A 25,952-nucleotide genomic window follows, 5' to 3' on the forward strand; every position below is an offset into this window, starting at 1 on the left:
CTTGTTTCCCCGTTCGACAGTACCAAGGTTTTGTGACACGCTCGACTGGTTTCAGTCACGGCTCAAGTCTGGCGTGCCGGACCCAACTCTCGAAGGGAGATGCCCATGTCCTTGAACACCCACATCACGACGCTGGAGCAGCGCCACACTGTCCTCGATCAGGAGATTACGGCAGCGATGGCATCAAAGCCAGCCATGAGCGATGCGGAGATCAGGGGGATGAAGCTGAAAAAGCTTCGGCTGAAGGATGAAATCGAACGGCTGAGGCGCGCCGAGCACTGATCGGCGCAAATCAGATGCCGGGCGTGGCGATTGCCACGCTCGGTTTTCAGGGGGCCGCAAGGCCCTTTTTTGTGCCCGGCCTTCGGATCGGAGACGCGAATCGAATGCCGGGCCCGCTACCCGTCGACCATCTTGCGCAGCACGTATTTCTGGATCTTGCCGGTCGAGGTTTTCGGCACCTCGGCAAAGCGGATTTCCTTGGGACACTTGAATCGCGCGAGCTTCTCCCGGCAGTGGGCGATGAGGTCTTCCTCCGAGACCTCGCGGCCGGGCTTCAACTCGACGAAGGCGAGGGGTGTTTCGCCCCATTTGTCGTCGGATTTGGCGACCACGGCCGCCGTCGCCACGGCCGGATGCTGGTAGAGCGCGTTCTCGACCTCGATCGAAGAGATGTTCTCGCCGCCCGAGATGATAATGTCCTTCGCCCGGTCCTTCAGCTCGATATATCCGTCCTCGTGCATGACGCCGAGATCGCCGGAATGAAACCAGCCGCCGCGAAACGCTTCTTCGGTGGCGTCCGGGTTCTTCAGGTAGCCGCGCATCACGATGTTGCCGCGGAACATGACCTCGCCGATGGTCTCGCCGTCGGACGGCACCTTTTCCATGCTGTCGGGATCCATCACGGCGAGGTCTTCCAGCGCCGGATAGCGCACGCCCTGACGCGCCTTCTGAGCGGCTCGCGCCGGCGCGTCGAGCGCGTCCCATTCGGCTTTCCAGGCGTTGACGACGGCCGGTCCGTAGGTCTCGGTGAGGCCGTAGAGATGGGTCACCTGAAAGCCGGCCTCGCTCATGCCGGCAAGCACCGACTGGGGCGGAGGCGCGGCGGCGGTGTTGAACGTCACCGTCTGCTCGAAGGGGCGCTTGTCGCCCTCGTCGGCATTGATCAGCGTCGCCATGACGATCGGGGCACCGCACAGATGGGTGACGCCGTGATCGGCAATGGCGTCGTACATCGCCTTGGCCCGCACCCATCTGAGGCATACATGGGTGCCGGCCTGGATGGCGAGCGTCCAGGGAAAGCACCAGCCGTTGCAGTGAAACATCGGCAGCGTCCACAGATAGACCGGATGACCGCTCATTCCCGCCGCGACGATGTTGGCGTAGCCCATCAGGGCCGCGCCACGATGGTGGTAGACGACGCCCTTCGGATTGCCGGTCGTGCCCGACGTATAGTTCAGCGAGATCGCGTCCCATTCGTCGCCCGGCATCTGCCAGGCAAATTCCGGGTCGCCCTCGGCGACGAGCGCCTCGTATTCGATTTCGCCGATCGGATCGCCCTTCCTCGCCGGCGCGTCTTCGGGAAAGTCCGGATCGTCATAGTCGACGACGAGGGGGGAGACGGTCGCCTTCTTCAGCGCCTCCGCCATGACGGCAGAGAATTCGCGATCGACGAGGACGACCTTCGCTTCGGCGTGATCGAGCTGGAAGGCGATGATGTCGGCATCGAGCCGCGTGTTGATCGACAGGAGCACCGCGCCGGCCATCGGCACGCCGTGATGGGCCTCGAGCATCGCCGGGGTGTTGGAGAGCATCGCCGCGACGGTCTCGCCGCGCTTTATGCCGCGCTGCGTCAGGGCCGAGGCGAGGGCGCGCGAGCGAGCGTAGAAGTCGCGATAGCTGCGGCGCAGCGCGCCGTGGACGATCGCGGTGCGATCGGGATGGACCTGCGCCGCCCGCGACAGATAGCTCAGCGGCGTCAGCGGCTGGTAATTCGCCGCGTTTCGGTCGAGATCGTCGTCGTAGATTCCCAAGAGGCCCTCCCATTCTGGACTTCGTGTCGGTCTTGCGCCGACATCGATTGCATAGCCGGCTTCATGATAGAAGCGCCGTCGCGCCATCATAGGTAAGTTTCAGGCCGATCGGCAGCAGCAGCCAGTAGATGATGCGGTAGAATACGGCCGGATCGGCGCGCTTGACCAGCCAGATCCCGGCCAGGGTCGCCAGCGGAGCGAGGGGCAGAAGCACCGCCGAGGTTCCCAGATTGCCGGGCGAGAATTCGCCGAGAAGCCCGTAGGGCAGGAGCTTCATGGCGTTGACGGCGGCAAAGAAGACGACGGACGTTCCCGCGAAGATCGGCGGATCAACTTTCAAGGGCACGACATAGACCTGAAAGGGCGGGCCTCCGGCATGGCTGACGAAGCTGGAAAAGCCGGAGACGGCGCCCCAGAAGGCTCCTCTCGCCGGCTGCTGGGGCCGGGCGGGCCGATCCCTGCCGCGCCCGAGGAACCAGTTCGCGAAGAACCACAGGGCCAGAAGGCCGAGTGTCAGGCGAAAGGCGTCTGCGGAGACCGAAGCCACGGTCAGATAGCCGACGAGAACGCCGATGGCGGCGGCGGGGATCATGGTCCGGACGATGCCGCGATCGAACTGACCGCGCCAGGCGACGAGGCCGATGAGATCCATGACGACGAGGATCGGCAGAAGGACACCGGCCGCCGTGACCGGATCGACCGCCATCGCCATCAGCGGCACGCCGACGAGCGTTGCCGTGCCGCCAAAGCCGCCTTTCGACAGACCGATCAGGATCACCGCCGGAACGGCCAGGGCATAAAAGAGCGGGTCGGTAATCACGGGTCTTCGCGTCCTTTCGATCCCATGTCGATAGGCAGCGATCCTGTTGCCGGCAAGGGCCATCCGGCGCAGCCCAGGCAGACCCCGCGCTCCGCCGCGCGGCTGAAGGCACTCGCGAGCTGCCGTGACGGGCGATCCGGCCTTGCCGCTTCACAGTCCGCCGCGTCTGGAGTATCGACGATCGATTATGACTTCTGATGATCTCATTCGCCCGAGGCTCGTGCTCGTCACGACGCCGCTGACCGACGCCGACGCCGAGGAGAGAATGCGTGCCGCACTCTCTGGCGGCGACGTCGCCTCCGTGCTGATCGACGCCGCAGGACGCGACGCCGCCGAATTTCAGCGGCTTGCCGAAACGCTGGTACCGCTCGCCCAGGCGGCGGGTGCGGCGGCGATCGTCGTCGACGACAGCCGTGTCGCCGGCCGAAGCCGGGCCGATGGCCTGCATCTGACGGGCGGTGACATCGAGGCCCTGGGCGACGCCGTCTCCCGGCATCAGCCGAAGCTGATCGTCGGCGGCTCGGGCTTCACGTCGCGGCACGGCGCGCTGGAGGCCGGCGAGCGGATGCCCGACTATATCCTGTTCGGCCGATTTGCCGGGGACACCGAAGCCGAGCCGCACAAGAAGAACCTCGCGCTCGCCGAATGGTGGGCGCAGATCGTCGAGGTGCCCTGCATCGTGATGGGCGGCGCGGAGCTTTCCACGCTCGAGGTCGCCGCCGCCACGCGAGCCGAGTTCGTGGCGCTGTCGCGTGCGGTCTTCGGTGATGGCGTCGATCCTGCGGCGGCCGTGGCACAGGCAAATTCGACCTTCGACGCAGTGTTCGAACGGATGTCGCAGTGAAGCGCCGGGCGAACCCTTTCAGGCATCAGCTGAGCATCGGGCCCGATGTGCCAACGCGATCTGTCCTGGCTGCGGTTTTCCTGGCCATCATCGCCTGTCACGCCCCGTCGCAAGCCGCCGCGCAGGGCACCGCCGCCCCGGCCGCCGGGTCGAAGGACGCCGCTGCTGCCGGTAAAAGCCAGGGGCCGAGCAAGGCCGATCTGGCCTATGGCGCCTTTCAGCGCGGCTATTATCTGACGGCCGTCAAATTGGCCGAGCCGCTCGCCAATCTCGGCGATCCGGCGGCACAGACCCTGCTTGGCGAGATCTATTCTCGCGGGCTCGGCGTCCGGCGCGACATGAAGGAGGCGGCACGCTGGTTCAAGGCGGCCGCGACGGCCGGCAATCCGGAAGCGCAGTTTCGCTATGCGATGATCCTTCTCGATGGAACCGTCGTCGAGAAGGACGAAGCCCAGGCGCGTGATCTGATGCAGGCGGCGGCCGACCGCGGGCTGCCGCTCGCCGAATACAATTTCGGCCAGATGCTGATCGAGGCTTCACCCTCGGGCGGCTTCAAGGACGCGGCCGGCTATTTCGAGAAGGCGGCGAGCGCCGGCGTCGCCGAGGCCCAGTATGCGATGTCGCAGCTCTTTGCCAACGGACGCGGCGTTCCGCGCGACCTCGACCGGGCGAGAGCCTTCCTGCATGCTTCGGCGCTCAACGGCTTTTCCATCGCCCAGATCGAATACGGCATCTGGCTGATCAACGGCAAAGGCGGGCCGGCCCGGTTGAAGGAAGGGTTCTTGTTCCTGAAACACGCAGCCGTGCTGGGCAATCCGATTGCCGTCAATCGCGTCGCCCATCTCTACAAGGACGGGATCGGCACGGAACCCGACCTTGCCGAGGCGGCGAAATGGGCGGTTCTCGCCAAACGCATGAAGAACAGCGATCCCGTCCTCGACGATTTTTTCCGTGGTCTCGACGCCGCGGCGCAGAAGGCCGCCCTCGAAGCTGCGAATCGGATCCGGTCCGGATGACCCTTGCCCGAGCCTCATGGCTTGAACGGGTCGGCGATTTATGGTCTTGAGCGCCGACCGGACGCGCAGGCGGGCGCGGCATCCCGCCGCTGCCTGCCAACGGACGCAGGACGCACCGTGAATACCTGGCGCGCGACAGATTGGCGGCCGGCGAAATCCGCCGGGCCGGAAACGAACGAGAAGAATTCGAGAACTCCAATGAAGATCAACGGCAACGAAATTCGCCCCGGCAACGTGATCGAGCACAATGGCGGGCTTTGGGTCGCGGTGAAGACCGCCCACGTCAAGCCCGGCAAGGGCGGCGCCTTCGCCCAGGTCGAGTTGAAGAACCTGATCGACGGGACCAAGCTCAACGAGCGCTTCCGCGCCGCCGAGACCGTCGAGCGCATCCGCCTCGAGCAGAAGGACTACCAGTATCTCTACGCCGAGGGCGAGATGCTGGTGTTCATGGACAGCGAGACCTACGAGCAGCTGGAACTGCAGCAGGACTTCGTCGGCGAGCGCTCCTCCTTCCTGCAAGACGGCATGATGGTGACGGTGGAAAGCCACGAGGACCGGCCGATCGGCATCAAGCTCCCCGACCAGGTGGTGCTTCAGATCGTCGAGGCCGACCCGGTGGTGAAGGGTCAGACGGCGACGTCGTCCTACAAGCCTGCGGTGATGGAGAACGGCGTCAGGGTCATGGTTCCGCCCTTCATCGAGGCTGGTGAGAAGATTCTCGTCGACACCAACGAAATCACCTATCTGCGCCGCGCCGACTGACGCTCATTGCCGCGCCGCGCCGCCTCGGCTTTCGGGGAAAGGCGCCCGGATGAAAATACGTGAAAGGTCGAGATGGCCCGCTCCGCACTGCTCAATGTCATGACGCAGGCCGCCATGAAGGCCGGCCGCTCGCTGATCCGCGATTTCGGCGAGGTCCAGAACCTGCAGGTCTCCGTGAAGGGACCGGCGGACTTCGTCTCCAATGCCGACACCAAGGCCGAGGAGATCGTCTACAAGGAACTCTCCAGGGTCAGACCCGACTGGGGCTTCCTGATGGAAGAGCGGGGCGAGGTCGAGGGCAGGGATCCGCAGCATCGCTGGATCGTCGATCCGCTCGACGGAACCACCAACTTCCTGCACGGCATCCCGAACTTCGCGGTCTCGATCGCGCTCGAGCGGGACGGGCAGATCGTCGCGGGCGTGATCTTCAATCCGGCGCAGGACGAACTCTACGTCGCCGAAAAAGGCGGCGGTGCCTTCGTCAACGACCGGCGCATCCGCGTTTCGGCCCGCACGCGGCTGCCCGAGGCGCTGTTCGGCACCGGAACGCCGTTTCTCGGCCATGGCGATCATGCCGGCTACCTCTACGAACTGCGCCAAGTGATCGCCGAGACGGCGGGCATCCGGCGCATGGGGGCGGCCTCGCTCGATCTTGCCTATGTTGCGGCCGGACGGCTCGACGGTTTCTGGGAGAAGGGTCTGAAGCCCTGGGATCTGGCCGCCGGGTCGATCCTCGTGCGCGAGGCCGGCGGCTTCGTCACCGATCTCAAGGGCGGAAAGTTCGACCATATGGTCGGAGACATCGCCTGCGGCAACGAGCAGCTCCACAAGGCGCTGACGTCGCTTCTCGGCTCGGCGGCCAAGAAGCGGGCGGATGCGCGCAGCGCCGATGCCCCGGCCGCGGGGTGAGACGAGGCGCGTCTCGCATCCGCGAAATCGGCATAGGTCATTTCAGACACTGACGTTTCCATTCCGCACGATCTTTACTATGGTTTCCCCGTAAGAGACGGGGCCGCCGGTCGGAATCGCCCGCGGCGGGGTGGTTTGTGGCCCGGTGCGCCGACACGATCATCCCGACGGGCCATGGTATGACCGGCCATAGAGTTGAGTGAAACGCGAAATGCAGGTCTTCGACGCGCCGACTGAAAAGACGGGAAGACCGGTCGATTTCGATCCGACCCGGTTGTCGAGCCCGCTCGTCTTCCTCTGGTCCATGCTGGTCTTCCTGGCGCTTGCCGGTTTCGTCGCCGCCATTCTTGGCCGTCAGATCTCCACCGCCTTCACCACCAATCCCGGCCTGAACGGGCTGATCATCGGCGTTCTATGCGTCGGCATCCTGCTCGCCCTCGTCCAGGTCATCCGGCTTTCGCGGGAAGTGCGGTGGGTGAATGCCTATCGCGACGGCTCGGCCGACTTCGACAAATTGCGCGATCCGGTGCTTCTCGCGCCGATGCGCGCGCTGATCGGCCGGCGGCGCTCGGTCTCGCTCTCGACCATGTCAATGCGCTCGATCCTCGATTCGATCGCGACCCGCCTCGACGAGACCCGCGACATCGCGCGTTATCTGATCGGCCTTCTCGTCTTTCTCGGCCTGCTCGGCACGTTCTGGGGCCTGTTGCGCACCATCGGCTCGATCGGCACGACGATCCAGGGTCTCGATCCGGGGGGCGGCGACACCAATGCGGTCCTGAACTCGCTGAAAGCCGGCCTCTCGGCGCCGCTTGCCGGCATGGGGACGGCATTTTCCTCCTCGCTTTTCGGCCTTTCCGGCTCGCTGATCCTCGGTTTTCTCGATCTCCAGATCGGCCGGGCGCAGAACCGGTTCTATACCGAGCTGGAGAACTGGCTCTCCTCGATCACCGACGTCGGATCGGACATGGTTCTGCCGGCCGCTTCCGGCGAGACGCGCGACGGCAGCGACGAGCTGCGGATGCTGTCGGATCGCTTGAACAAGATGATCACCGAGCAGAGCGCCAACCCGCGCACCTCGGCGGCGATGGCCAATCTTGCCGAGAGCATTCAGGGCCTCGTCCAGCACATGCGCTCCGAACAGCAGCTGTTGCGCGATTTCGTCGAGAGCCAGGCCGACGAGCAGCGGGAAATGCGCCTCGTCCTCGAAAAACTGGCCGGGCAGATCGGTCGCGAAAGGCCGCCTCTGACGGCGGTCAACGAGGCGGCAAAGCCTGCCAAGCAGCCCCGCGCCGAGCCGAAGGGCTGACGCGAGATGTCCCTTTCGCGAAACCGCCGCAGCGAACGGACGATCGACTACTGGCCGGGCTTCGTCGACGCACTCTCGACGCTGCTTCTGGCGATCATGTTCCTGCTCTCGGTCTTCGTCCTGGCCCAGTTTCTGCTCAGCCGGGAGATCTCGGGCAAGGATGCGGTGCTCGACCGGCTGAACAGCCAGATCAACGAGCTGACCCAGCTTCTGGCCCTGGAGCGATCCTCCTCACAGGATTACCAGGACCAGATCGCGACCCTTCAGGCCTCTCTCGCCAGCGCCGAGGACGAGCGCTCCAAACTCCAGCAGGCGCTCGATTCGGGTAGCGGGTCGGCTGCGACGGCAAACGCCCAGGTGGCGGAGCTCGAAGGCGCGCTCGACGACCAGCGGGCGCTGTCGCAGCGGGCGCGCTCGCAGATCGAGCTTCTCAACCAGCAGCTCGCGGCGCTGCGCCAGCAGATTGCCGCTCTGGAAGGCGCGCTGGAGGCATCCGAAACCCGCGACAAAGAGAGCCAGACGAAGATCGCCGATCTTGGCCGCCGGCTGAACGTCGCCTTGGCCCAGAGGGTGCAGGAGCTGTCGCGCTATCGGTCGGACTTCTTCGGTCGCTTGCGGGAAATCCTCGCGGACCGTCAGAATATCCGCATCGTCGGCGACCGCTTCGTCTTCCAGTCGGAGATCCTCTTCCCGTCCGGCTCGGATGTCCTGCAGCCCGCCGGCAAGGCGGAGATGGCCAAGCTCGCCGACGCGATCAAGGAACTGGTCAAGGAGATTCCCTCCGACATCAATTGGATCATCCGGGTCGATGGGCATACCGACAACATTCCGATCAGCGGCCGCTTTCAGGACAACTGGGCGCTGTCGACGGCCCGCGCCGACGCGGTGGTCCGCTTCCTGATCGATCAGGGCGTGCCGCCCAACCGTCTCGCCGCGACGGGCTTCGGCGAGTTTCAGCCGCTCGACGACGCCAACACGCCCGAGGCAAGGGACCGCAATCGCCGCATCGAGTTCAAGCTGACCGAGCGCTGACGGCGTCGTGATCTTGCCGCAAGCGACGGTGATGTTGCGCGGCGTTTCACGCCCCATATCTGGCGCATGAGCGAACTGATCGTCTGGCATGACGGATCATGCCCCCTTTGCCGCAAGGAGATCGCCCTGATGCGGCGGCTCGACCGGCGCGGTGCGATCCGCTTCGTCGACGCGGCGACGGCCGAGCTCGGCGATTGTCCGATCGACCGGGCCGATCTTCTGTCGCGCTTTCATGCCCGCGAGGATGGGCGCCTGTTGTCCGGCGCTGCGGCCTTCGCGGCGATGTGGCGTCAGATCCCGGTGCTGCGCCCGCTCGGGCTCGCCGCCAGGTCGCCGGTCGTCCTTGCGCTCTTCGAACGGGCCTATCGCGCCTTTCTGCGGGTCCGGCCACGTTTGCAGCGTCTCGTCGCCAATGGGAGTTCAGCATCATGAGGCCGAAACCCGACAAGCCGGCGCCGGGACAGGAAAGCGTCTGGGACTATCCGAGGCCCGCGATCGCCGAAGCCTGTAACGCCCGTATCGTGATCGAGCATGCCGGCCGGATCGTCGCCGATACGACGGCCAGTATCCGCACGCTCGAGACCAGCCATCCGCCGAGCTACTACATTCCGAAGGCCGACATCGCGCCGGGTGTTCTTCACCCGGCGGGCGGTGGCTCCATCTGTGAGTGGAAGGGGGCAGCGGCCTATTTCGACGTCGTTCTCGGCGACGTCGTGCTGGCGCGCGTCGGCTGGAGCTATCCAAGGCCGACACCGGCATTCGAATTGTTGCGGGACCACGTCGCCTTCTACGCCGCGCCCTTCGATCGCTGCAGCGTCGATGGCGAAACCGTCGTGCCGCAGCCCGGCAGCTTTTATGGCGGCTGGATCACGTCCAGACAGGCCGGGCCATTCAAGGGTGTGCCCGGAAGTATGGGCTGGTAGGCGGCGGCGTGACGTATGACGTCCGATGCGAGCAATTGGTTCGAAATGCAACGATAAGATTGACGCCAGCCTGACCTGATGACAGCATCTTCCTGCGGGGGCAACGGCCCCGGTCAACGACCGCGCTCAGCGCGGCAGGGAGGAACTATGAACAAGGTGCTCTTCAGCACGGTGGCCGCGCTCGGCCTCGTGGCAGCCTCGCATGCTTTCGCCCAGTCCGGCGACGACAACATGACGAAACTCCAAGGCATGCAGTCGACCGGGACCTCGATGGACATCAAGACCATCGAGCAGACGGGCGCGAACGCCGATCAGCTTCGCAAGAATCTCGAAGAGATCAAACTGCCCGACGGTTTCAAGATCGATCTTTACGCCGTCGTGCCCGATGCGCGCCACATGGCGGTCGGGCCGCAGGGCGTCGCGCTCTTCGTCGGCACGCGCAAGCAGAATGTCTGGGTGGTCACCGACCGCAACAAGGACCGCGTCGCCGACGAGGTGAAGGAACTGGCGCCGTCGATCAGCTTCACCATTCCCAACGGTGTCTGCTTTTCCAAGGACGGCTTCCTGTTTATCGCCGAGCAGAACCGCGTCCTGACACTGCCGGCGGCCGAGTTCTTCTACGAGAGCCCGGACGTCGCGGTCGGAGTGGTGGTGGAAGAGGGCAAGCTGGTGCCGGCTTCGGAGGAATCCTTCAATCACACCGCCCGCGTCTGCCGGATCGGGCCGGACAACAAGCTCTATATCGCGCTTGGTCAGCCCTACAACGTGCCGCCCGAAGACAAGATGGACCTTTACGAGAAAGAGGGGATCGGCGGGATCATCCGCATGGATCGGGACGGCAAGAACCGCGAGGTCTTCGCCACCGGTATTCGAAATTCGGTCGGCATGCAGTTCAATCCGGCCAATGGCGAACTCTGGTTTACCGACAACCAGGTCGACGGCATGGGGGACGACATTCCGCCGGGCGAACTCAACCGTGCGACGGCCGCCGGCCAGAATTTCGGCTTCCCCTGGTTTGGCGGGGGCGACGTCAGGACCGAGGAATACAAGAACTCCGAGCCACCGGCCGACGCCGTCATGCCGCAGGTGAAGTTCACGGCCCATGCCGCAGACCTCGGCATGGATTTCTACACCGGAACCAGCTTCCCGCAGAAATATCGCGGCGGGATCTTCTCGGCCCAGCACGGCTCGTGGAACCGCACCGAGCCTGTCGGGGCGAGGGTGATGTTCACGCCGCTCAACGAGGACGGCACGGCCGGCGAGCCGGAGGTCTTCGCATCGGGCTGGCTGACGGACAGCGGCGAATATATGGGCCGGCCGGTCGACGTCGAAGTGATGAAGGACGGCTCGCTCCTCGTCTCGGACGATCTTGCCGGTGCGGTCTACCGGATCTCCTACGACGAGTAGGAACCGACACCGGCGCGGCCGCGTCCGTAGATGCGGTCCGCGCCGGGCCAGTCCATTGCCAGCGTCGTGAACCGGCAGATCGGTGAGATCGCTCTGCGCGGTCTGAATGTCGGGACTTTGTCGAAGGAGTTGGAATGACCGCATTGGTTTCGCGTGCCACCGCCGCGCTTGCCGTCGCAGCCCTCCTTTGCTCCACCACGCCAGGGCAGGCGGCCGATCTTGCCGCCGGCAAGAAGAAGGCCAGCCAATGCGCCACCTGCCATGGCTCGGACGGTCTCGCCGTGGCGCCGGACGCGCCGAACCTTGCCGGCGACAGCGCCTATTACATCACCGAGCAGTTGAAGGCCTTCCGCTCCGGCCAGCGCCAGCACGAGCAGATGTCGATCATCGCCAAGGGCCTGTCGGATGCGGACATCGCCGATCTCGCCGCCTGGTACGCGGCGATCGAGGTGACCGCGACACTCCCCAAGTTGGACTGACGCCGCCGACCGATGCCCGGCAGCTGATGAGATCGTGATCGATCGTGATCACGGAAGCCGGGTGGTTTGGCGATGGGTGACTTGCAGGTGTGTCCCAGGCTCTAAGTCACGCGATGGAAACGCCGCCGCTTGCGGTGGAAGGTTGAGGGAGATCCATTCATGCAGAAGACACTCGTCGCCATTCTGATGGCCGCTACCGCCGGTCCGGTTTTTGCGCAAGAGACGCAGCCGGCCGCCGAGACGGCAACGAGCCAGGGCGTGAAGGTGACGCCGCTCGGCAGCCATGACGGCGAGTTCTGCTCGCGCGACCGGGCGATGGTGTTCGAGGATCCGGACGGAACGCGCATTCTCTACGATGCCGGCCGCACCGTCGCCGGCGCCGACGATCCGCGGCTCGGCGACATCGACGCGGTTCTCGTCAGCCACGTCCATGGCGATCATCTCGGTGACCAGCGCATCGCGGCGGTGAATGCCGGCACTTGCGCCCAGCCCGACACCGGCGTTTCGACGACGCCGAACTCCAACAGCGCCGAGATCGCAGCGGCCAAGAACGCCAAGGTCGTCGTCGGCAGCGAGATGTCGCAGTTTTTCTCGACCAAACTGAAAGCGCTCGGCGCCGATCCCGAGAACGCCCAGCTCGTGCGCTTCGGCGCTTCGCGCAAGGTCGGCGGCGTTGCGATCACCACGGTGCCGGCGGTCCATTCCAACGGCCTGTCGGGCGACTTCATCGACGGTCCGCTGGGCGAGAACCTGAAGACCGCCGGCCTCAACGCCTATGTCGGCCCGCCGACGGGCTACGTCCTGACCTTCTCCAACGGTCTCGTCGCCTATCTTTCTGGCGACACCGGCGTCACGGCCGAGCAGGACACGGTGGTCTCCAAGCAGTATGGCGCACAGCTCGTGGTGATGAATATCGGCGACGTCTATACGACAGGGCCGACGGAAGCGGCCTTCGTCATCGACGAACTGATCAAGCCGGCCTCGGTGATCCCGTCCCATGCCAACGAGGCGGCGACCGAAGGCGGCAAGGTCGTCGCGGGAACGAAGACCGAGGCCTTCATGCAGGCCGTGAAAGCCAACGCCTATCTGCCGCTGAGTGGCAAGACGATGACGTTCGATGGCAGTGGGGCGTGTACCGAGGGGTGCTGACGCCCATCAGGCGCCGAGTGCAAGCCGCGCGGCGGACCATTCCGCGCGGCCTTCATCCGTCCCGCCCGTGAAGGCGGCAATGGTTCGCGGCTCTCGAAGATCGGGAAAGTGATAGACGGCGCAGACCCCCTCGGGGCCGCCGCCCGAATGGCCGATCGCTCGCCCGGCGCCGGCCATCGTGCCGATCATCAGGCCGAGACCGTAGCCGTGGGAGGTCCATGGTCGCCCTTCGATCGCGCCGCCGAGCTCGTGACGCTCCAGCATGATCGCGAGGCTGTCGGCGCGCAGGAGCCGGCCCGACATCGTTGTAGCGAGTATCGCAGCCGCCTCCGTCGCCGGCCCGGTGACGCAGCCGTGATAGACCCAGCCGGGATCGTAGCCGCGCAGCGACGGTCCGTGGACGCAGGCGAGGTCGGCCGGTCCTCGTGCGACGCGCGTTCGTCGAAGGCCGAGTGGGCCGAAGACCAGTTCTTCCAGAGCGGTGTTCAGATCGCTGCCCGTCGCCGCTTCGATGGCATCGCGGACGAAGAGATAGCCGACATTGCTGTAGCGCCAGCCGGTTCCCGGCGCGAATTCAAGCTGGTCGCTCCCCGTCGCCGCAAGCAGCTTCTGGCGCGGCCAGGCCGGCTCGCGGCGGGCAACGGCGGCGTGATATGCGGCGAGGGCGAAATAGTCCGGCACGCCGGCCCTGTGCTGGAGGAGGTGCCGCAGCGTGTAGGGCTGGCCTGCAAACGGCGTGTCGAGGCTGAGCCGCTGCTCATGGCAAAGCCGCAGGGCGGCGATGGCGAGGATCGTCTTCGTGAAGCTCCACCAGGCAAAGACCGCGTCCGTTCGCCCGACATGCGCGGCGCGGCCATAGCCGTCGAGTGAGACGCCATGAACGCCGTCTTCCGTCATCGTCGCTTCCCCCCTCCAAAGCGTGTTCCGCCGGCACTCCATTCAAGCGGGCGGGATAGGGGCGGGCGAAGCGCAGTCTATTGAAAGCCCTACTCCGCCGCGTCCTCCAGCCGCCCGGCCTCGAACTGCAGCTTGGCGAGGCGGGCGTAAGTGCCGCCCTTGGCGATCAGGCTTTGATGGTTGCCTTCCTCGACCAGTCGCCCGTGATCGAGCACCAGGATCCGGTCGGCTTTCAGGACCGTCGAAAGCCGATGGGCAATAACGAGGGTCGTGCGTCCGACCATCAGCTTGTCGAGCGCCTGCTGGACGAGCACTTCGCTTTCGGCGTCGAGGGCCGAGGTCGCCTCGTCGAGGAGGAGGATCGGCGCGTCGCGCAAGAGCGCGCGGGCGATGGCGATGCGCTGGCGCTGGCCGCCCGACAGCGTCACGCCGCGCTCGCCAAGAAGCGTGTCGTAGCCCTCCGGCAGAGCGGTGACGAAGCCGTCTGCCAGAGCCTGCCGCGCCGCCGCGATGATCGCCTCGTTGGTCGCGCCGGGATCGCCGAAGGCGATGTTGTCGCGGGCCGATGCGGCGAAGATCGTCGTGTCCTGGGGCACCAGGGCGATGCGAGCGCGCAGATCGACGGGATCGGCCGCAGTCAGGTCGACGCCATCGACGAGGATCTTCCCGCCCGTCGGATCGTAGAAGCGTTCGAGCAGCGAAAAGACCGTCGATTTGCCGGCACCGGAAGGGCCGACGATCGCGACGGTCTCGCCGGGTTCGACCGTGAAGGACAGCCCGTTCAGCGTCGGCATGTCCGGCCGGCTCGGATAGGCGAAGGCGACGGCCTCGAAGGCAACGCGGCCGGTGGCCGGGGCGGGCAGGGCGGCCGGCTGTTCCGGGGCGAGAATCACCGGTTCCTCGGCGAGGAGTTCCGAAAGACGCTCGGCAGCACCGGCCGCCAGCGAGAGCTCGCCCCAGACTTCGGAGAGCTGGCCGAGCGCGCCGGCGGCAAAGACCGCATAGAGCAGGAACTGGCTGAGCGTTCCGGGCGAAAGCGTCCCCGAGGTGACCCGGGCTGCGCCGATCCACATGACGGCGACGACCGAGGCGAAGATCAGGAAGATCGCGATCGCCGTCAAAAGGGCCCGCGCCTTGATCGACGCGCGCGCCGCGCCGAAAGCCTCGTCCACCGCGGCGCCGAAGCGGCCGGTCACCGCACGCTCGGAGGTGAAGGCCTGGACGGTGCGCATCGCGCCGATCGCCTCGGAGGCATAGGCGGTGGCGAGTGCCAGCGTGTCCTGCGCATGGCGCGAACGACGCCGGACGCCGCGGCCAAAGGCGACCAGCGGCAGGACGATGAACGGGATCGCCGCAATGACGATGAGAGACAGGGCCGGGCTCGTCGCCACCATCATGGCGAGCGCGCCCAGAAAGAGGATGGCGTTTCTCAAGAACAGCGACGCGGTCGAGCCGACGGCCGCTTTCACCTGGGTCGTGTCGGCGGCAAGGCGCGAGACGATCTCACCCGATTCGGCGGTGTCGTAGAAGGTCGGTGAGAGTTTCGTCAGATGTGAAAAGACATCCTTGCGAAGGTCGGCGACGACCCGCTCGCCGAGGGTGATGACGAAGAAATACCGTCCGGCGCTCGCAAGCGCCAGAATCGCGGCGAGCACCATCAGCATCCCGAAATAGGCGTTGATCAGGCCGGAATCGGCCTCGATGAAGCCATGGTCGATGACGCGCCTGACGGCGAGCGGCAGGGACAGGGTCGTCAGCGCCGCGAGAGCCAGGAAAAAACAGGCTCCTGCCACCATCGCCTTGTACTGAAGGAGATAGGGAACGAGCCTGCCGAGCGGTTTGAGATTGCGGCGTGATTTCTTCTGGCTCGTGGGGGCAGTCTGGTCGTCGGGCACAAATGCCTCCGTCGTCCGCATTACCATGAGCCGGACGCGAAAAGCCGTCCGGAGCTTGTGCCGGCCCCACGCCTCATGTATAGGCTCGAACCCGATTTTGGAAGCGATCAAAGCTTCATGATCCCCGCGACATCGCGTCGGGCCTCCGGTTTTGAAACGAGGGCTCGCCGATGCGACGGGGATGTTTTGGCGAAACCCCTATTGGCGCAAGGCTGAGCGAGCGATGAAGAAGAACATCCACCCCGAATATCACGCCATCACCGTGGTGATGACCAACGGCACCGAGTACCAGACCCGCTCGACCTGGGGCGCCGAGGGCGACAAGCTCAACCTCGACATCGACCCGACGAGCCATCCGGCCTGGACCGGCGGCAACCAGCACCTGCTCGATCGCGGTGGCCGCGTTTCGCGCTTCAAGAAGCGTTACGAAGGCCTCGGCATCTGATCGTGGTGCTGGCTTAAGGTTTTCGCCGACGGCGAACCGTTCGGATGGCCGGAAGCGCATGTCGCTTCCGGCCATTTTTCGTTGGATTTACTGCATCGGCCTGAAAATCGGAATCGAGTTTTTGAGAGCGCGAAGCGTGGATTCAATAGGTTAGAGCGCGTGCATCCATTCGGACCGGTGTGCACGATGCGATCCTCGAAGGCCGGCCACGACTCGATCGACAAGGCGCACCATTCGACGCTTCGTCATTCTCGGGCTCCGTCCCGAGAATCCGGAAACGTTTGACACAACAGCAGCTTGATCGGCGCACTGGATGCTCGGGACGGGGCCCGAGCATGACGAACGTGATAAAAGCGGACGCCTAATCTCGGAGTGTCAGGCACTCGATATGCGCCGTGCGACGAGACTGTCGTGCACCCTGCATTCGCACGCACGGCGCTCTGGGATGAGCGATCAGCCCCGGCGGCCGCGCGCGCCCCGTTCGGCCAGCGTGATTCCGCCCAGAACGCAGATCAGCGAGACGACGTGGTAAAGGTGCAGCTCTTCGCCGATGATGACGACGGCGAGCAGCGCACCGAAGACCGGCACGAAATTGATGAAGAGGTTCGCCCGGTTCGGCCCGATCATCTCGACGCCGCGGATATAGAGCGACTGTGCGATGAGCGAGGGGAAGATCGCCGTATAGGCCGCCGCGGTCGCGCCCTGAAGGTCTGGCAGCCTCGTGTGACCGAGGGCGAACTCGATCGCCGCATAGACGAGCGAGACCACCAGCGACGCCGCTGACAGGACGAAGATCATCGACAGCCAGTGGATTTGTGGCTTGGTTCTGAGGGCGACCGTATAGCCGCCGTAAAACAGGACAGCGAGGACCATGAGCGCATCGCCGCGATTGAGATCGAGACCGAGCAGCGTGCCGAGATCGCCGTGCGCCGTCGTCAGGGCGACGCCGAGGAGGGTCAGCCCGAAGCCGAGGATCTGCAAGGATGCGACCCGTGTGCGGAACAGGACGAAATTGGCGATGAAGACGACCAGCGGCATCGCCGATTGCTCGATCGTGATGTTGATCGCGGTCGTATAGTTCGCCGCCAGATAGAAGATCGCGTTGAAGGAGGCAAAGCCGATCGCGCCGAGAAGGGACAGATAGACGAGCCGGGGCCGGATGACCGACCAGTCCGCCCGAACATGCGGCAGGGCAAAGGGCGTGACCAGGGCGGTTGCGAAGAACCAGCGCACGAGCGTCAGCAGCATCGGCGAGATGTGGCCAGCGGCGAGCTTGCCGGCGACGGCATTGCCGGCCCACAGAAGCGCGACGGTCGTCAGAACGAGATAGGGATGGATGAGGCGCTGCGGCATTTCTTCCCCGATCGCCGACCCCGATCCCCTCATTGTGGCCGGGGGATGGTCGCGGCATCGTTCGTTGTCTAGGCGTGATTGTGCCTGCTGGCCAGAGCCGCCGATGATTTTGCCTGCAAAGCTGGGGCGATCCACCTGGCCTCGACACGCAGAGGAGGAAACTAAAATGCCGACTTTGTGGACAGGCGAGGGTCTGACGCGCTAACAGCGCGACGCGAATTCAAGCCGGCAAGCTTGACGAAGGTCTCGCACTTCAAGCTTCAAGGGCGAAGCATCGCCGACAGTGATCCGACGCGCCAGGGGCGCGGACGGGCGGTTTCGTGGGGAATTTCATGGCAAACGTTGTCGTCATCGGGTCGCAGTGGGGCGACGAGGGCAAGGGCAAGATCGTCGACTGGCTGTCCGAACGGGCCGATGTCGTCGTGCGCTTTCAAGGCGGGCACAATGCCGGCCACACCCTCGTCGTCGACGGCGTTTCCTACAAGCTCTCGCTGTTGCCCTCCGGCGTCGTGCGGAACGGCAAGCTTTCGGTGATCGGCAATGGCGTCGTCTTCGATCCCCATGCCTTCGTCGCCGAGCGCAAGCGGCTGATCGGGCAGGGTGTCGCCATCGACCCGACGAGCCTCAGGATCGCCGACAACGCCGCCTTGATTCTCTCGCTGCATCGCGAGCTCGACGCCACCCGGGAAAACTCCAACTCCGGCACAAAGATCGGCACCACCGGCCGGGGAATCGGTCCGGCCTATGAGGACAAGGTCGGTCGGCGCGCCATTCGCGTGATGGATCTCGCTCATCCCGAGGGACTGCCCGAGCGAATCGAGCGCCTGCTCGCCCATCACAATCCTCTGCGCCGCGGCCTTGGCCAGGACGAGATCGACGCGGCGACGATTCTTGAGGAGCTGACATCCGTCGCCGACGAGATCGTGCCCTATATGGACCGCGTCTGGCGGCTCCTCGACGAACGCCGCAAGGCCGGCGACCGCATCCTCTTCGAGGGTGCCCAGGGCTCGCTGCTCGACATCGACCACGGCACCTATCCTTTCGTCACCTCGTCGAACACGGTCGCGGGACAGGCGTCGGCTGGCTCGGGACTTGGGCCGAGCAGCCTCGGTTTCGTCCTCGGCATCACCAAGGCCTATACGACACGGGTGGGTGAGGGACCGTTTCCGAGCGAGCAGGACAACGAGATCGGCCAGTTTCTGGGCGAAAAGGGCAAGGAATTCGGCACCGTGACCGGGCGCAAGCGCCGTTGCGGCTGGTTCGATGCCGTCCTGGTGCGCCAGGCCGTCGCCATCAACGGCATTCACGGCCTCGCCTTGACCAAACTGGATGTGCTCGATGGTCTCGAAGAGATCAAGGTCGTGACGGGCTACAAGCTCGATGGCGAGACGATCGACTATCTTCCCGCAAGTCTATCCGAGCAAAAGCGCATCGAGCCGATCTACGAAAGCTTCGAGGGCTGGCAGGCGACGACGGCCGGGGCCCGCAGCTGGAGCGAGCTGCCCGCGCAGGCGGTCAAATATGTCAGACACATAGAGGAGCTGGTTCAAGCGCCGGTGACGCTGTTGTCCACATCGCCCGAGCGCGAGGACACAATACTTGTTCGCGATCCGTTTCAGGACTAGATTAGAGTTCGCAGGGACTTAATCCTTCAAGACAAGCGAGTGACTGCATTCCATGGCGGATCTGAGCGGCGTTCTTCGCAAGACCATCGACGGCCTGCCGCGTGCATCGCCGCAAATGCGGGAAAAGGTCTACGAAAAGGCCCGCGCCGCGATCCAGAGGCAGATCAACGCGGCCAATCCGCCTTTGGCGGAGAACATCGTCTCGGCGCGGCTTGGCGCGCTCGAAGATGCGATCTCTCGCACCGAAGCGCATTATGTCGCGCAGGAGGCCGGCGCCGCAGAGGCCGCCGATGCGCAGGCTGATGCTCCCGTTCCCGCTGCGCCACAGACGCCGGGCCAGGACGCCGCCGGCCGCGGGCAGCGGCCAGACCCGCAGCGCGAAGCCGGCGAGACCGTCCAGCCAGCGCCCGCTCCGCCGAAGACCGCAGCTCCCGCCCGATCCGAACCGCCGGCCAGCGATGACCAGCGGTCGTCCGAGACTGCGCCCGCTGCCTCGGCAGACAAGCCGGCGCCGCAGGCCCGTCCGGCTCAGCCCCGGCAAAATTCGGCGGTCCAGGGCTCGCCAGAGGGCGCGCCGCCGCGCCAGATGCCGCCGATGGGAGATCCGGCGCCGGCACGAAACGGGCCGGCGGAGGGGCAGGCGCGTCCCCCCAAAAAGCCCGATGCCGGGTCTCAGCCGAGTGCCCAATCCAGCGCTGCGCGGACAGATGCGGCGCCGGCCAATGGCGGCGCTGCGGCGCCTCGCCCGCAGCAGCAACCGGCGCAGGGCCGACCGTCGCTTCCGGCCGCAACCATGCCGGGACAGCGTTCCGACAATGGCGAGCGCAAGGCCGAGCCCTTCTTTCCGCCCGAGACCGCCGAGCCGGAGACCGGCAATCAGCCCCAGGCGATCGGCGCGCCCTTTCTCGTGCCCGACGAGCGGCAGGCCCATGGCCAGCCCCCCCATGCGCCTCAGGCCCTCGAAGACGACGATGGCGGCGAGACCCGCATCCCCAGCGATATCCGCATCGACGACAGCGACATTCCGGAAGCCGACGTCACGGCCCCGCGCTATCCGACGAGGCGGCCACAGCGCTCGGGGAGCGGCGGCAAGATCGCGGCGGCAGCGGCGGTCATTCTGCTTCTTGGTGGGGCCGGCACGGCCGCCTGGCTCTACCGCGACGACATCGAGGCGCTTCTTGTCAGCCCCGGCGACATCGGGACGATCGCCGAGCAGTCCGGCACCGACGAGCAAGAACAGCCCGTAGCGGGAACGCCGAGCGACGAAAGCCAGACGACCGAGACGGCTTCTGCCGAATCGGAGCCTGCTTCGACCCGCCGTTTCACCCAGCGGCTCCTGCCCGATGGAAGCGAGGTCGACGAGGGGCCGGCGCGCAAGACGCCCAACGCCTTCGACGAGGGCACGAATGTCGCGGCCGCGACGAATGTCGACCCGAACGCCCCGGGTTCCGGCGCGACGCCGACGATCTCGAGCGAAATCGGTCAGGATCCGGCCGTCGTCGGCGGTCAGAACGCCGACCAGGAGGCTGACGGCCAGGCCGATGACGCGGCCGCGCCTGACGCGACGTCGGCCGATCCGCAAACGGCAACGAACGACAGCGCCTCTGCAAGTGGGGGTCAGCTCGAAGTCGCGCAGAAGGCCGTCTTCTATCAGGAAAAGACCGAGGATCTTCCCGGGACGCAGGAGACCGGAACGGCGGTCTGGACACTCGTCAATCAGCCCGCCAGCGAGGGCAATCCGGGCGAGCCTGCCATCCAGGCCGTCGTCACCGTGCCGGAGGAAAAGCTCAAGCTGACCATGACGATCAAGCGCAACAGCGACCCGACATTGCCGGCGAGCCACGTGATCGAACTCGAGTTCGAGGTCCCGCAGGATTTCTCAGGTGGCAGTATCGCGAATGTCCAGAGGCTTGCGCTGAAGGAGACCGAGCAGGCGCGCGGGGAGCCGCTGATCGGCGTTGCGGGAAAAATCTCCGATAACTATTTCATCATCGCTCTCAATAACTTGGACCAGGCAGTTCAGAACAACCTTTCGCTTCTTGAGAACCAGAACTGGATCGATATTCCGATCGCCTATGCGACCGGACGCCGGGCGCTTATCTCCATCGAAAAGGGTATTCCGGGCGATCGGGTGTTCAAGGACGCGCTGAAGGCCTGGCAGGCCAAGACATAAGGCCGACGGCCCCGGTTGCACGCCGGGGTCGAAGCTTCGTGCTGAGCCGATGCGCGAACCTCAGGCCTGGCGCCGGGCGTGAAACGCAAGGGCCGACGCCGTCAGCCGGTGTGCGAAGAGCCGCCGCGCCGTTCGATTGCGGTGCCGCTTAAAGATCGTGGTGGCCGTGGTCGGGGGGGGAAGCAAAGCCTCGCCCATGCACGCGGCGCGCCGTCAGCTTTTCCGCAAGCGATCCTTCAGCGCCATCGCGCCGTGCGGGGCCCGGGGTTTTCCCGAACGGATGAAATAGGCAAAGACGTCGCGGGGCGTCTTTTCGGCCGGGGTCGCCGGGTCGGCCTTGCGCAGATCGCCGGGCTCGCCGCCTTCGGCATAGATCTCAAGCCGCCGGGCCCATTCTTCCAGTCCGCTGGGCGGATAGCATGTGTCGATGCTCTCGTCGCCGCACTGGAGCCGCAGATAGACGAAGTTCGCCGTCACGTCGGCGATCTGTGGATGCTCGTCGCTGTCGGCGCAGACGATGGCGACGCCGGCCTTGCGACAGAGAGCGGTAAATTCGGGAACCGCGAAGCTCTCATGCCGCGGCTCGACGACGTGGCGCAGCGCGATGCCGCCGATCTTGTCCGGTAACAGGGCGAGAAAGGCCGCGAAATCCTCCGGGTCGAATTGCTTGGTCGCGGCAAATTGCCAGAGGATCGGCCCGAGATGCTCGCCGAGTTCGGCAATGCCGGACTGGACGAAGCGCTCGACCGACTCGCCGCCTTCCGCCAGCACCCTGCGATTGACCGCAAAGCGCGGCGCCTTCAGCGAAAAGACGAACCCCTCCGGCACCTCGCTCGTCCATTTGGCGAAGGTCTCGGGCTTCTGGCTGCGATAGAAGGTGCCGTTGACCTCGATCGTCGTCAGCTTCGAGGCCGCATATCCCAGCTGGCGCTTCTTCGGCAGATCGGACGGGTAGAAGGTCTCGTCCCAGGGCTCGAAGGTCCAGCCGCCGATGCCGGTTCGGATCGTGCCGTTCTGTCTCGCCATCGTCCTCACATCGTGTTGCATGTCTCGAAGGCGGTCGCTTGCTCGCGAGTCAAACGGCGGGGCAATTCACTCCGCCGCTTCTCTCTTTACCCCGGGCCGCCGTTCGAGCAGCTCCTTCAAAAACCGACCGGTATAGGAGCGCTCCACCTTGACGACCTCCTCCGGCGTGCCGGTGGCGACGATTTCGCCGCCGCCGTCGCCGCCTTCCGGACCGATGTCGATCAGCCAGTCGGCGGTCTTGATGACCTCGAGATTGTGCTCGATCACCACCACCGTGTTGCCGCGATCGACGAGGTCATGAAGGACTTCGAGGAGTTTGGCGACGTCGTGGAAATGCAGGCCGGTCGTCGGCTCGTCGAGGATGTAGAGGGTCTTGCCGGTCGCCTTGCGCGACAGTTCCTTGGCGAGCTTGACGCGCTGGGCCTCGCCGCCCGACAGCGTCGTCGCCTGCTGGCCGATCTTGATGTAGCCGAGACCGACCTCGTTCAGCGTCACCAGCTTGTCGCGCACGACAGGGACGGCGGAGAAGAAATTCACGCCTTCCTCGACCGTCATGTCGAGAACGTCGGCGATCGACTTTTCCTTGAAGGTGACCTCCAGCGTCTCGCGATTGTAGCGCTTGCCCTTGCACACGTCGCAGGTGACGTAGACGTCCGGCAGGAAGTGCATCTCGATCTTGATGACGCCGTCGCCCTGGCAGGCCTCGCAGCGCCCGCCCTTGACGTTGAAGGAGAAGCGGCCGGGCTGATAGCCGCGCGCCTTCGCCTCGGGAAGCGCGGCAAACCAGTCGCGGATCGGTGTGAAGGCGCCGGTATAGGTGGCCGGGTTCGACCGCGGCGTGCGGCCGATCGGCGACTGGTCGATGTCGATGACCTTGTCGAGAAGTTCGAGCCCCTCGATGCGGTCGTGTTCGGCCGGAATGTCGCGACCGTTTGCGATCCGCCGATATGCCGCCTTGAACAGGGTCTCGATCAGGAAGGTCGATTTGCCGCCGCCCGAAACACCGGTCACGCAGCAAAAGACGCCGAGCGGCACTTCGGCGGTCACGTCCTTGAGATTGTTGCCCCGCGCTCCGACGACCTTCAGCCGCTTGTTCTTCGGCGCCTTGCGCCGCTTGTCGGGCACCGGCACGCCGAGGTCGCCGGCGAGATAGCGGCCGGTCAGCGATTTGGGATGGGCCATGATCTCGCCCGGCGTTCCCGAGGCGATCACTTCGCCGCCGTGGATACCGGCAGCCGGGCCGATGTCGACGACGTAGTCGGCGGCAAGAATGGCGTCTTCGTCATGTTCGACGACGATGACGGTGTTGCCGATGTCGCGCAGGTGCTTCAGCGTATCGAGCAGGCGCGCATTGTCGCGCTGGTGGAGGCCGATCGACGGCTCGTCGAGGACGTAGAGAACGCCGGTTAGGCCCGAACCGATCTGCGAGGCAAGGCGGATGCGCTGGCTTTCGCCGCCGGACAGCGTGCCGGAGCTGCGCGACAGGGTCAGATAGTCGAGGCCGACATCGTTGAGAAAGCGCAGCCGCTCGCGAATCTCCTTGAGGATGCGTACGGCAATGGCGTTCTGCTTTTCGTTCAGATCGGCGGGCAGCGCCTCGAACCACGCCGCGGCGTCTCGTATCGACAAGGCGGTGACCTCGCCGACATGCCGCCCGGCGATCTTCACCGCCAACGCCTCGGGCTTCAGCCGGTAGCCGCTGCAGGCAGGGCAGGGCGTCGCCGACATGAAGCGCTCGATCTCTTCACGCATGAAGGCCGATTCGGTCTCCTTCCAGCGGCGGGAGAGATTGTTGACGATGCCCTCGAAGGTCTTGGTGGTCGCGTAGGAGCGGATGCCGTCCTTGTAGCGGAACTCGATCTTTTCCCGCCCCGTGCCGAAAAGTATCGCCTGTCTGGCCTTGTCCGACAGATCGGACCAGCGATCGGTCTGTTTGAAGCCGTAGACCCTGCCGAGGCCGTCCAGCGTCTGGCCGTAATAGGGGGAGGTGGATTTCGCCCATGGCGCGATGGCGCCCGCCTTCAGCGTCAGCCCCTCGTTCGGAACGATCAGCTTGGGATCGACCGCCTGCTGCGAGCCGAGGCCGTCGCAGGTCGGACAGGCGCCGAAGGGGTTGTTGAAGGAGAACAGCCGCGGCTCGATCTCCGAAATCGTGAAACCGGAAACCGGACAGGCGAATTTTTCCGAGAACAGCAGTCGTTCGTGAGTCTCGTTCTTGTTGCGGTTGGCGCCGGCATCGGCGAGCCGCTCCTTCGGCAGCGGCTTGTCGGCGAATTCTGCGACGGCGAGACCATCGGCGAGGCCGAGCGCCGTCTCGATGGAATCGGCCAGCCGGGACTTCATGTCCTCGCGAACGACGATGCGGTCGACGACCACGTCGATGTCGTGCTTGTACTTCTTGTCGAGTGCCGGCGCGTCGGCGATCTCGTGATACTCGCCGTCGATCTTGACGCGCTGGAAGCCCTTGCGCTGCAACTCCGCGAGTTCCTTGCGATACTCGCCCTTGCGGCCGCGGATCATCGGCGCCAGCAGGTAGAGCCGCGTGCCCTCTTCGAGCGCCAGCACCCGGTCGACCATCTGGCTGACGGTCTGGCTCTCGATCGGCAGGCCTGTCGCCGGGGAATAGGGGATCCCGACGCGGGCGAAGAGCAGGCGCAGATAGTCGTAGATCTCGGTGACGGTTCCGACCGTCGAGCGCGGGTTCTTCGAGGTCGTCTTCTGCTCGATCGAGATCGCCGGCGACAGCCCGTCGATCTGGTCGACGTCGGGCTTCTGCATCATTTCGAGGAACTGCCGGGCATAGGCCGAGAGGCTCTCGACATAGCGGCGCTGGCCCTCGGCATAGATCGTGTCGAAGGCCAGCGAGGATTTCCCCGAGCCCGACAAGCCCGTCATCACGATGAGCTTGTCGCGGGGCAGGTCGAGATCGACGCCCTTCAGATTGTGCTCGCGTGCGCCGCGAATGGAAATGGTCTTCAATTCGGCCATGAAAGTCGCCGGTCCGTCTAATGTCTTTGTCCGAGGGGCAGGCCACTACTTAAGACTCTGCGCCCGAACTCCAAGGCGGGGTTCGCATGAAGCCCGATTCTCGGACTCGCCCCTTGCGTGTTCTTTTTTTGTTCTATACCGTGAAAATCGTCCGGCGCAAGAGCGAAGTCGATCGGTAAATCAACATCCCGGCAGTGCAGGGCCGGAAAAATGAAGGCGTGGACGATGGGCTCGTGCGGGCTCCGCCGGCTTTCGTCGGCTGACGCGGTCGTTTAGGGTCTGCGCAACTTATTCGAATTTGGAGTACGGGCATGGCGGGAAGCGTCAACAAGGTCATTTTGGTGGGAAATCTCGGCGCCGATCCGGAGATCCGCCGGCTGAATTCCGGCGATGCCGTCGCAAATCTCAGGATCGCGACCTCGGAAAACTGGCGCGACAAGTCGTCGGGCGAGCGCCGCGAGCGGACCGAATGGCACAATGTGGTGATCTTCAACGAGAACCTCGTCAAGGTTGCCGAGCAGTATCTGAAGAAGGGATCGACGGTCTATATCGAGGGCCAGCTGCAGACGCGCTCCTGGGAGGATCAGTCCGGCCAGAAGAAATATACCACCGAAGTCGTGCTCCAGCGTTTCCGCGGCGAGCTTCAGTTGCTCGGCGGCCGCGGCGATGGTGAGGGCGGTGGCGGCCGAGGCGGCAGCGGTGGTGGCGGCGGTGGCTACGATCGCGGTGGACCGGACCGTGGTGGCGGCAACAATGATCGCGGCAATTACGGCGGCGGTCGCTCCAACGATCTCGACGACGAAATCCCGTTCTGAGGTGGGCATTGCCCCTGAGGGTGATCTTCGGGGGAGAATCGTTCTGGTCTGG

23 protein-coding genes are annotated in these 25,952 nt (G+C 65.1%); 16 read left to right on the forward strand and 7 right to left on the reverse strand.

The genetic code is table 11. The annotated features are described in order from the left end of the window. Window positions 1-105: 105 nt before the first annotated feature. Window positions 106-282, forward strand: a complete 177-nt coding sequence (locus J6595_RS07120; protein ID WP_209593746.1) for a YdcH family protein — start codon at window positions 106-108, stop codon at window positions 280-282. A gap of 116 nt (window positions 283-398) precedes the next feature. Here J6595_RS07120 and J6595_RS07125 read toward each other — a convergent pair whose 3' ends face one another. Both J6595_RS07125 and J6595_RS07130 read right to left on the reverse strand, forming a co-directional pair. Next, a complete protein-coding gene (locus J6595_RS07125; protein ID WP_245197669.1) occupies window positions 399-2,033 on the reverse strand; it encodes an acyl-CoA synthetase in 1,635 nt (544 codons plus the stop codon). Window positions 2,034-2,094: 61 nt separating this feature from the next. Then, the gene (locus J6595_RS07130; protein ID WP_342453114.1) at window positions 2,095-2,853 is read right to left on the reverse strand and encodes a sulfite exporter TauE/SafE family protein; all 759 of its coding nucleotides are present in this window, start codon (window positions 2,851-2,853) and stop codon (window positions 2,095-2,097) included. A gap of 187 nt (window positions 2,854-3,040) precedes the next feature. Here J6595_RS07130 and J6595_RS07135 point away from each other — a divergent pair, with 187 nt between their 5' ends. From J6595_RS07135 to J6595_RS07185, 11 genes are all read left to right on the forward strand, one after another. Next, entirely contained in the window at window positions 3,041-3,697 is a 657-nt protein-coding gene (locus J6595_RS07135) for a thiamine phosphate synthase (protein ID WP_209593845.1), read from the forward strand. Window positions 3,698-3,744: 47 nt separating this feature from the next. After that, window positions 3,745-4,713, forward strand: coding sequence for a tetratricopeptide repeat protein (locus tag J6595_RS07140; RefSeq protein WP_342453116.1), 969 nt, complete (start codon window positions 3,745-3,747; stop codon window positions 4,711-4,713). Between the two features lie 198 nt (window positions 4,714-4,911). After that, complete coding sequence (gene efp, locus J6595_RS07145) at window positions 4,912-5,475, forward strand: elongation factor P (RefSeq protein ID WP_209593749.1); 564 nt, start codon at window positions 4,912-4,914, stop codon at window positions 5,473-5,475. Between the two features lie 72 nt (window positions 5,476-5,547). Continuing rightward, the gene (locus tag J6595_RS07150) at window positions 5,548-6,384 is read left to right on the forward strand and encodes an inositol monophosphatase family protein (protein WP_209593750.1); all 837 of its coding nucleotides are present in this window, start codon (window positions 5,548-5,550) and stop codon (window positions 6,382-6,384) included. Between the two features lie 211 nt (window positions 6,385-6,595). Beyond that, window positions 6,596-7,693, forward strand: coding sequence for a MotA/TolQ/ExbB proton channel family protein (locus tag J6595_RS07155; protein ID WP_209593846.1), 1,098 nt, complete (start codon window positions 6,596-6,598; stop codon window positions 7,691-7,693). Window positions 7,694-7,699: 6 nt separating this feature from the next. Further along, a complete protein-coding gene (locus J6595_RS07160) occupies window positions 7,700-8,725 on the forward strand; it encodes a peptidoglycan -binding protein (protein ID WP_209593751.1) in 1,026 nt (341 codons plus the stop codon). 66 nt (window positions 8,726-8,791) lie between these two features. Beyond that, entirely contained in the window at window positions 8,792-9,157 is a 366-nt protein-coding gene (locus J6595_RS07165) for a thiol-disulfide oxidoreductase DCC family protein (RefSeq protein ID WP_209593752.1), read from the forward strand. Next, window positions 9,154-9,648: a DUF427 domain-containing protein gene (locus J6595_RS07170; protein WP_209593753.1), complete on the forward strand. Its 495-nt coding sequence runs from the start codon at window positions 9,154-9,156 to the stop codon at window positions 9,646-9,648. Before J6595_RS07165 ends, J6595_RS07170 begins: the two co-directional genes overlap by 4 nt. Window positions 9,649-9,795: 147 nt before the next feature. Beyond that, complete coding sequence (locus tag J6595_RS07175; RefSeq protein ID WP_209593754.1) at window positions 9,796-11,055, forward strand: PQQ-dependent sugar dehydrogenase; 1,260 nt, start codon at window positions 9,796-9,798, stop codon at window positions 11,053-11,055. A gap of 134 nt (window positions 11,056-11,189) precedes the next feature. Then, window positions 11,190-11,534, forward strand: a complete 345-nt coding sequence (locus J6595_RS07180; protein ID WP_209593755.1) for a c-type cytochrome — start codon at window positions 11,190-11,192, stop codon at window positions 11,532-11,534. Window positions 11,535-11,693: 159 nt separating this feature from the next. Beyond that, a complete protein-coding gene (locus J6595_RS07185; RefSeq protein WP_209593756.1) occupies window positions 11,694-12,683 on the forward strand; it encodes an MBL fold metallo-hydrolase in 990 nt (329 codons plus the stop codon). 6 nt (window positions 12,684-12,689) lie between these two features. On the opposite strand, the gene J6595_RS07190 is transcribed toward J6595_RS07185, so the two are convergent. Together J6595_RS07190 and J6595_RS07195 are read right to left on the reverse strand one after the other, a co-directional pair. After that, a complete protein-coding gene (locus J6595_RS07190) occupies window positions 12,690-13,580 on the reverse strand; it encodes a serine hydrolase domain-containing protein (protein ID WP_209593757.1) in 891 nt (296 codons plus the stop codon). An 89-nt stretch (window positions 13,581-13,669) separates the two neighbouring features. Continuing rightward, entirely contained in the window at window positions 13,670-15,502 is a 1,833-nt protein-coding gene (locus tag J6595_RS07195; protein WP_209593758.1) for an ABC transporter transmembrane domain-containing protein, read from the reverse strand. Between the two features lie 196 nt (window positions 15,503-15,698). Here J6595_RS07195 and rpmE point away from each other — a divergent pair, with 196 nt between their 5' ends. Next, entirely contained in the window at window positions 15,699-15,920 is a 222-nt protein-coding gene (rpmE, locus tag J6595_RS07200) for a 50S ribosomal protein L31 (RefSeq protein ID WP_209593759.1), read from the forward strand. Between the two features lie 453 nt (window positions 15,921-16,373). Here rpmE and J6595_RS07205 read toward each other — a convergent pair whose 3' ends face one another. After that, window positions 16,374-17,273, reverse strand: a complete 900-nt coding sequence (locus tag J6595_RS07205) for a DMT family transporter (protein WP_209593760.1) — start codon at window positions 17,271-17,273, stop codon at window positions 16,374-16,376. A gap of 332 nt (window positions 17,274-17,605) precedes the next feature. Here J6595_RS07205 and J6595_RS07210 point away from each other — a divergent pair, with 332 nt between their 5' ends. Then, window positions 17,606-18,898, forward strand: a complete 1,293-nt coding sequence (locus J6595_RS07210; RefSeq protein WP_209593761.1) for an adenylosuccinate synthase — start codon at window positions 17,606-17,608, stop codon at window positions 18,896-18,898. 52 nt (window positions 18,899-18,950) lie between these two features. Further along, a complete protein-coding gene (locus J6595_RS07215; protein WP_209593762.1) occupies window positions 18,951-21,071 on the forward strand; it encodes a hypothetical protein in 2,121 nt (706 codons plus the stop codon). 213 nt (window positions 21,072-21,284) lie between these two features. Here J6595_RS07215 and J6595_RS07220 read toward each other — a convergent pair whose 3' ends face one another. Then, window positions 21,285-22,097 carry a DUF72 domain-containing protein gene (locus J6595_RS07220; RefSeq protein WP_209593763.1) on the reverse strand — a complete coding sequence of 271 codons (813 nt, stop codon included), beginning with the start codon at window positions 22,095-22,097 and terminating at the stop codon, window positions 21,285-21,287. Window positions 22,098-22,163: 66 nt separating this feature from the next. After that, the gene (gene uvrA, locus J6595_RS07225) at window positions 22,164-25,085 is read right to left on the reverse strand and encodes an excinuclease ABC subunit UvrA (protein WP_209593764.1); all 2,922 of its coding nucleotides are present in this window, start codon (window positions 25,083-25,085) and stop codon (window positions 22,164-22,166) included. Between the two features lie 311 nt (window positions 25,086-25,396). On the opposite strand from uvrA, the gene ssb reads away from it, so the two are divergent. After that, a complete protein-coding gene (ssb, locus tag J6595_RS07230; RefSeq protein WP_209593765.1) occupies window positions 25,397-25,900 on the forward strand; it encodes a single-stranded DNA-binding protein in 504 nt (167 codons plus the stop codon). The last annotated feature ends 52 nt before the right edge of the window (window positions 25,901-25,952 follow it).

Origin of the sequence: Jiella mangrovi (assembly GCF_017815135.1) — a bacterium.
GTDB classification, from domain to species: domain Bacteria; phylum Pseudomonadota; class Alphaproteobacteria; order Rhizobiales; family Rhizobiaceae; genus Jiella; species Jiella mangrovi.